The organism is Nostoc sp. FACHB-888 (assembly GCF_014696655.1).
GTDB lineage: Bacteria > Cyanobacteriota > Cyanobacteriia > Cyanobacteriales > Nostocaceae > Nostoc.
The window spans coordinates 1-5,862 of sequence record NZ_JACJQM010000229.1 but is presented as its reverse complement, the minus strand read 5'-3'; the positions used below and the strand labels follow the sequence as shown (position 1 = coordinate 5,862).

The 5,862-nt window shown below is 43.3% G+C and carries 6 protein-coding genes and 1 pseudogene; 4 read left to right on the top strand and 3 right to left on the bottom strand.

The annotated features are described in order from the left end of the window. A partial coding sequence (locus tag H6G26_RS37495; RefSeq protein ID WP_190736680.1) for an AAA family ATPase occupies positions 1 to 462 on the bottom strand: 462 nt, incomplete at its 3' end. 215 nt (positions 463 to 677) lie between these two features. Between H6G26_RS37495 and H6G26_RS37490 the strand changes: the two genes are divergently transcribed. The 4 genes from H6G26_RS37490 to H6G26_RS37475 all read left to right on the top strand — a co-directional run bounded on the left by H6G26_RS37490 (position 678) and on the right by H6G26_RS37475 (position 4,186). Continuing rightward, positions 678 to 2,387 carry an SNF2-related protein gene (locus tag H6G26_RS37490; RefSeq protein ID WP_190736678.1) on the top strand — a complete coding sequence of 570 codons (1,710 nt, stop codon included), beginning with the start codon at positions 678 to 680 and terminating at the stop codon, positions 2,385 to 2,387. 19 nt (positions 2,388 to 2,406) lie between these two features. Further along, entirely contained in the window at positions 2,407 to 3,447 is a 1,041-nt protein-coding gene (locus tag H6G26_RS37485; RefSeq protein WP_190736676.1) for a hypothetical protein, read from the top strand. A 90-nt stretch (positions 3,448 to 3,537) separates the two neighbouring features. Continuing rightward, on the top strand, positions 3,538 to 3,900 hold the full coding sequence (locus tag H6G26_RS37480; RefSeq protein WP_190736674.1) for a type II toxin-antitoxin system RelE/ParE family toxin: 363 nt from the start codon (positions 3,538 to 3,540) through the stop codon (positions 3,898 to 3,900). Next, entirely contained in the window at positions 3,875 to 4,186 is a 312-nt protein-coding gene (locus H6G26_RS37475; protein ID WP_190736672.1) for an addiction module antidote protein, read from the top strand. The genes H6G26_RS37480 and H6G26_RS37475 overlap by 26 nt, the downstream gene beginning before the upstream one ends. A gap of 4 nt (positions 4,187 to 4,190) precedes the next feature. Here the strand turns inward: H6G26_RS37475 and H6G26_RS37470 are convergent, their stop codons facing one another. Further along, complete coding sequence (locus tag H6G26_RS37470; protein ID WP_190736670.1) at positions 4,191 to 4,508, bottom strand: tyrosine-type recombinase/integrase; 318 nt, start codon at positions 4,506 to 4,508, stop codon at positions 4,191 to 4,193. A gap of 97 nt (positions 4,509 to 4,605) precedes the next feature. Further along, positions 4,606 to 5,760: pseudogene (locus H6G26_RS37465) on the bottom strand (transposase); the annotation flags it as partial. Positions 5,761 to 5,862: the final 102 nt, after the last annotated feature.

Below are 5,862 nucleotides of genomic sequence, written 5' to 3'. Positions count from 1 at the left end.
ATGGGTTTCAACGGGAACGAGTACGTGTGTGGCCGCGACTAAGGCGATATAGGAAAGCAATCCTAAGCTGGGGGGACAATCTATAAGAATGAAGTCGTATTTATTTAGAACAGATTCAACGGCTTCCTTAAGGTGCAACTCGCGCATCGCAGCACTGACTAACTGCATTTCTGCTCCACTCAGGACTCGGTTAGCTGGAACCAAGTCCATACCGTGAATGCCCTCATGAATCGGTAAGGGCTGCTCATCGATAATGGCATCAGCAATGGTTTTTTGTAATTGAGATGGCACTAACCCCATGAATTTGGTCAAGGACGCTTGGGGGTCTATGTCGATGAGGAGAACGCGATGTTTTCGTTTTGCTAAGTGATATCCCAAATTTTGGGTCAGTGTCGATTTGGCGACACCACCCGCTTGGTTAAACAGGGCGATAATGCGGCAAAGAGGGTCAGAAGTTGACACTGGCTTTTGTTCCTAGAAGATACGATGATCTTTGGTCAACCGGCTCGGTTTTAGTTTCCAGTTTACGTGTATCAGATGAAAAAAGTTTATTTTTGGATAGAAATTCCAGTAGATTTTATATAACTTCACCGTATGTAGATTAACAGTGTCACTATGCGAGAAGATAACTGTTAGGTGTGCGCGGAGTGGTCAAAAGTAGCTGGTAGAGGTGCATCATGGAGAAGAACTATACATTCAAATTCAATTCTGACACTGCCTTATCAGCCCTGAAAGCTGGTAAATACGACCCGCTCAACTTCTACGAGGCGCGTTTAAACCTGTTCAATCTCTCCGTAATGGCAGACTATGATCAGCTAATTTGCCTGCCCACACTAACTGCTATTGACAAATACTGGTATCAGATTGAAACAGCCCGAAAAGTACTTAGACAACTCGGTGGACGCGCATTGCTTGCCGATGAAGTCGGATTGGGCAAAACCATTGAAGCGGGACTAATCATAGCCGAGTACTTAGCAAGGGGTATGGTACAGTCCATGCTGGTGTTAACTCCCGCATCCCTAGTTTCCCAGTGGCAGTCAGAGTTAAGTGACAAATTTAATATTGCTACTATCACCACAGATAACCGTGACCCGCAACAACCGATAGACGAATTTTGGACGAATAATCCGCGAATTATCGCTTCATTAAACACGGCTAAGTCTGCTAAACATTATCCTCACGTCACCAGTCGCACTTGGGACTTGGTAGTTGTCGATGAAGCCCACCACCTGAAAAATCGCACTACCTTAAACTGGAAACTGGTCAACGCCCTGTCGAAGCGGTTTATCCTCATGCTCACTGCTACGCCAGTGCAGAACTCCCTTGTTGAACTGTTTAATCTGCTGACCCTCCTCAAGCCAGGACTGCTACAAACAGAAGCCGCTTTTAAAAAAGAATATGTCGATTCCAGGAATGGACGAGTCCCAAAAAATCCCGAAAAGTTACGCTCTCTGATGCGGGAAGTCATGGTGCGAAATACCCGCGCCCTAGTAGATGTCAAACTGCCCAAACGCTTCGCCACCACAATTACTGTTACCCCGGCAGCAGGCGAGGAGAAACTTTACCAGGACTTGAGCGAGTATCTACGTTCTTCAGAGGAGAAGCTAGACAGACTCTCTCGCACCAATTTGCTAATGCGTGCTGGTTCATCCCCTGGTGCTTTGGCTGACTCCCTCAAGCAACTGACCAAACGCCTACCTGATGAAGAACTGAAGTCTTTAGCAAGACGAGCAGCCCAGGTGAAGCAGGTCGAGAAAGCAAAAGTATTGGTAGAGATGCTCTCAAAATCTTCCCAGAAAACCTTGGTCTTCACAACCCATAAAGCAACTAGCACTTATTTGGCCCAAACTCTGCAAGCAGCAAATATCCCCTTTGCAGAATTTACTGGTGGGATGTCCCTTAAACAGAAAGATGAGGCCATCGCCGCATTTCGGGATACTGTTTCTGTACTGCTGGCATCTGAAACAGGCGGAGAGGGACGTAACATCCAGTTTGCGAACGCGATCGTTAATTATGACCTCCCCTGGAACCCAATGAAAATAGAACAACGCATTGGTCGTATCCACCGCATTGGACAAACCCAGGATGTTTTTATTTTTAACTTTTGTCTCAAGGGCAGTATCGAAGAGTATATTCTGCGGATCTTGCATGACAAAATTAATATGTTTGAACTAGTGGTCGGAGAGATTGAAACAATTTTAGGGAACGTGGATGATGAATTTGACTTTAGTGAAATTGTCATGGATATCTGGCTCAAGCATCAGGTTAAACCAGAATTAGATACAGCCTTCGAGCAATTGGCAGATAATTTGTTGAAAGCCAAAAACCAGTATCAGCAAATTCAAGAACTGGATGAACAGATTTTTGGCGAAGATTTTGAAGCTTGAGAGATTGATTTGAATAAATATGTTATCAGACCCAATTATTGCTACCTTAGAAAAAATTGTTTCTCTCCATGACGGAATAGCAGAACCTGCTGGTGAACACATTTTAAATGTGTTGTTGACGGAAAATATAGCATCACTGCTTTCGCTCCCAGAAGAAGTTACTTTTACTACTATTGCTGATGTACCCCAAAGTGTTTTTGTCACCTATCATTCAGAAGTCTTAAATAAGCTATCTGAACTATTAGCTGTTAAAGGACTTATTAGTGCGTTGGGTGTTAAAATCGATGGACATCTGAAAAACACAGGCTTTGAGAAACTTTTATTGGAGAGACTCGCACCTCAAAATGGCTTAATTCGTTTTTTAGATGCTAAACCAGAAATTACTCGTTACATCTTGTGTAATGTGGCTTACACAGCGAATGCTTCCGAAAAAAGGATTGGTTTAGTTTCGTTCATTATCAATGAAATTACAGGAGTAACACCAGTAGAAATTGGGGATGCTTTGTTTTGGGAGTCTGACCTAATGACTGTGGAGCATCAAGAGACACCATTGGCGATGCCAATTGAAGAGTTGTTGAGGTTAATCGAACATCAAAGTGCAATATTGATTGGAAAATCTCTAGATAATTGGCAGGCTAAATTAACAAGAGCTAGAGCTAGGGATGAAGAAAGGCTCAAGGATTATTACAACACGATTAGCGACTCGATCCGCAACAAGATTGAATTAAAAAAATTGATTGGTGATGAACAAGACAAAGAATTAGCACGAATTGAAGCTACTAATAGAGAGTTAGAGAGAAAATTGTTGGACATCCAAGAGCGTTATGCAATGAGTGTAGAAGCTTCGTTGCACAGTGCAATGATTATCCATCTTCCTACGGTACATATTCAGTGTGAGTTGCAACGAAAGAAAGTAAAACGGACTGTTACAGCAGTTTGGAATCCGTTCACTAAAATTCTTGAGCCGCTTCGCTGTGAATTATCAGGAGAACCTGTTTACAATTTCTATTTAGATGACAAGGAAGCCAAAATTATCTCACCAACAGTTTGGAGCAAGTAATTGGTGAGATTTCCGCTACAAGGTGTTGACCTCTGCAAGAATCAACTAGGGGTTGAAACTTTGTCGCTTTTAAGCTACAGTTTATAATCTATGGCTGATATGGTTCGTCAAAAAACACTGCTAGTCTATGCTACAGAAGACGGCAAGGAGCCGTACACCGAATGGCTCTTAAGCTTGAAGGACTATGTGATCCGTTCCAGGATAATCCGACGGATAGAGCGACTCAAGCAGGGCAATTACGGGGATTGCAAGTCAGTTGGCTCAGGCGTGCAAGAAATGAGGTTTTTCTTTGGCAGTGGCTACCGCGTTTACTTTGGAGAATCCGCGAACGATCTAGTAATTCTTCTATGTGGTGGCGACAAGGACAGCCAGGACAGGGACATAGAAAAGGCTAAAGGATATTGGCAGGCTTATCAGGAGGAACAGGATGAGCAAGAAACTGAGAAACCATGACGAGATTGTGTTCGAGCAAATGCTGAACCCGGAAATGGCAAAGGCTTACCTGGACGTTGCCCTTGAAGAGTACGAGCAGGATGGCGATATTGCGTTTTTTCTGGAAGCGCTGCGGAACGTGGTGGAAGCACGGGAGGGGATGACGCGCCTTGCGGAAAAAACGGGTTTGAACCGCCAGAATCTTTACCGAGTCTTGTCGCCAGAAGGCAACCCAGAACTGCGAACCATCAGCCTTATTCTGCATCATCTCGGCTATCGCCTGAGTGTGCAACCAATTCAAAGCTGAAAATTTAAAACGGCTCAGACCATCGCTTAACTAAAACCTCCCCAGAACTTCTATCAGGGCTTACGTGCAGATATTTACTCGTAGTATCCAAACTTGTATGCCCTAAAGTAGCCTGTACCAAATGCACCGGAACACCTTCATCCAAAGCGTGGGTAGCATGACTGTGCCTAAACCAATGCGCTGAAACATTCATGGCATTCTCTAATTCTGCTGCCCTCGCCGCCCTCTTCACCACTCGGTCAATGTGGGAAGGGGCCAGAGGTCTGCCCGTCGCACTGGCAAACACAGGCGCATCCTTCAACGCTTCAGAGCGCAGTGCCATTAAGGGTGGCCGCCGAGATACGTGCAAAATAGGACACGTTGTAAAGAAATGTTAAGAATCAAACAAAAAACCTTGGATTTACAAGGATTCCAGCCGCTTAAGCAAGCACTAAACTTTCGACCTCATCCAGTGACGGTGGCACAGTCTCCATATCAATTAGATAATCACCAAACCGCTTAACATGAGCCGTAATATAAGGACTCACAACCGCCACATCCTCACGACTAATCAAATATCCCTGCTTCTGTAAATCACGCAAGATATCAGTTAAATCTACAACATTTTGGAACAAAACAGCATTTGCTACCAAGTCCTTATACTTAATCACCTTCTCCTGTTCAATGGGGTCATTCTTCATCACAACCCCAAAGCCACCAAAGAAAAACCACTTTGAGAATTTATGGTAAGCTTCCACAATATTCGTCACAGCAGTAATTTCTTTTCTCAGTTGCATATCCGATATATATTGCAGCAAGAAAACAGTTCTCACTACTTGCCCTAATTCCTGGAAAGCCTGATATAACCTGTTCTTCCGACTATGATTACCCAATTTACGCAATAAAATTGCGCTTGATACAATACCAGTCTGGATTGATAAAACCACCTGTAAAATATCTTGCCAATGAGTTTCTATCCGCTTCCAATCAACAGTTTCAGAGAACAAAGAATCAATATGTTGATAAGCAGTATCTTTCTCAGGACGATAAAAATTTAAATCTTTCCAATTACGAATCCGAGGCATTAACCTAATTCCCAACATATGTGCCAATGCAAACACAGGTGTTGATTGACCGTGGGTATCAGCATGAATTGTATCGGGTTGAATATCGGAAGAGTTTTTTAACAACCCCTCGATGATATGAACAGCTTCCCAAGTTCCACAAGAAATAAACTGGCTAAATAAAGCCACATAGGTATCAGAGACATGGTGGTAAGCTATTCCTCCGTAGCCACCGTAGCGAATATGATACTCAGACAGTAAATTCTCTTCGTAGAGTTCATACTTCGTTCCATCTGCTGCCGCACTTTTACCATCGCCCCAAACTGACGGCAGATTTAAAGCATTGTAGCGGTTAATAATATCCACCAATGCAGCATTGAGCTTATCCACAGTCACATGACGACGGTTGACAAATGCCAGTTCCTTCGCGGTGACAATGCCTCGCATATGTCTGGCCGCTTGAGCCGGCCCCAAATTGCAACCGTAAGTAAACGTCGTTAAAAGATAACGTTCCGTCGCACGTTCAATTTTACGCGAATTTCTCACAAACAATAAAAAATCAATTCACATCACTTGATTTAAGATATTTTTTTATACATCATCAATTGAAATTTATGAGGTTAAACAAACTAA

Excerpts from the sequence above, each read along its gene's own strand:
- H6G26_RS37475 (WP_190736672.1), top strand. The coding sequence starts at position 3,875 with ATGAGCAAGAAACTGAGAAACCATGACGAGATTGTGTTCGAGCAAATG.
- H6G26_RS37485 (WP_190736676.1), top strand. The coding sequence starts at position 2,407 with ATGTTATCAGACCCAATTATTGCTACCTTAGAAAAAATTGTTTCTCTC.
- H6G26_RS37480 (WP_190736674.1), top strand. The coding sequence starts at position 3,538 with ATGGCTGATATGGTTCGTCAAAAAACACTGCTAGTCTATGCTACAGAA.
- H6G26_RS37470 (WP_190736670.1), bottom strand. The coding sequence starts at position 4,508 with ATGGCACTGCGCTCTGAAGCGTTGAAGGATGCGCCTGTGTTTGCCAGT.
- H6G26_RS37490 (WP_190736678.1), top strand. The coding sequence starts at position 678 with ATGGAGAAGAACTATACATTCAAATTCAATTCTGACACTGCCTTATCA.